The 1,385-nt window shown below is 75.7% G+C and carries 1 protein-coding gene; it reads left to right on the forward strand.

Annotated features, from left to right (window positions below):
* Window positions 1-64: 64 nt before the first annotated feature.
* On the forward strand, window positions 65-1,385 hold a 1,321-nt coding region (locus AC3ERT_RS36480; protein ID WP_435179475.1), incomplete at its 3' end, for an FAD-dependent monooxygenase.

A 1,385-nucleotide genomic window follows, 5' to 3' on the forward strand; every position in this document is an offset into this window, starting at 1 on the left:
CCACCACCCCCCGCACCGCGGTGTCCGCGGCCGCGGGCGGCGCCGGCCGGGCGGGGGTGTGAGCATGGCCAGGGACGTGATCGTCGTCGGCGCCGGCCCGGTCGGGCTGATGGCGGCCGGTGAACTGCGCCTCGGCGGCGCCGATGTCGTCGTCTACGAGCAACTGGCCGAGCCGGCGCGGGAGTCGCGCGGGGCGAGCCTCACCCGGCGCGCCGTCGAGTGCTTCGACCAGCGGGGGCTGCTGGGCCGCCTCGGCCCGTCCGAGCCCGCCGACGCCCACTTCGGCGGTGTGCCGATCGACCTGGGCCGGCTGGCGGAGAACCACTACGGCGCCCGGGGCGTCCCCCAGTACCGCACCGAGCGGATGCTGGAGGAGTGGGTGACCGGGCTCGGCGTGCCGATCCGGCGCGGCCACGAGGTGACCGGGCTGCGCGAGACGGCCGACGGCGTGACCGTGTCCTTCGACGGGCCGCACGGCCCCGGCGAGGACACCGCGGCCTACCTGGTCGGCTGCGACGGGGGCCGCAGCACCGTACGGCGGCTGGTCGGCATCGGGTTCCCCGGTCCCGAGCCCACCCGGGGCTTCCTCACCGCCGACGTCACCGGGATCGAGACGCGGCGCCGGCGAATCGGCGAGAACCTGCCGGACGGCAGCATGATCATGGCGATGGACCTGGAGAGCGGCGTCACCCGCGTCGTGGTGTACGAGCGGGGTACGCCGCCGAAGGACCGGGACGCGCTGCGCTACGCCGACCTCGCCGACGCGTGGCAGCGGCTGACCGGCGAGTCCATCCACCACGGGCAGTGCCGCTGGATGAGCTGCTTCACCGACGCCTCCCGGGTGGCGGCGGAGTACCGGCGCGGCCGGGTGTTCCTGGCCGGCGACGCCACCCACGTCCAACCGCCCGCCATGGCACAGGGGTTGAGTGTGGGGGTGCAGGACGCGGTGAACCTCGGCTGGAAGCTGGCGCTGGTGCTGGCCGGGCGGGCGGACGAGGCGCTGCTGGACACCTATCACGCCGAACGCCACCCGGTCGGGGCGCAGTTGGCGCGCAACGCGCGGGCCGCGATCGAACTGCGGCTCACCGGGCAGGAGATGCAGCCGGTCCGCGAGGTGCTGGGCGAGCTGCTCACCCGGCCGGACGCGGCCGGGTACCTGGCCGGGGTGCTGAGCGGCCTCGGCATCCGGTATCCGATGGGCCCGGGTGAGCACCCGCTGCTCGGCCTGCGCATGCCCCCCGACCAGGAGATCCGCCGCACCGACGGCACCACCGCCCGCGTCGCCGACCTCCTCCACCCCGCCCGCGGCCTCCTCCTCGTCACCGGCCAGGACCCGACCGCCACAAACATCGCCCGCACCGCCGACGCCTGGAGCGACCACGTCG

This window comes from Actinacidiphila sp. bgisy145, from assembly GCF_057708125.1.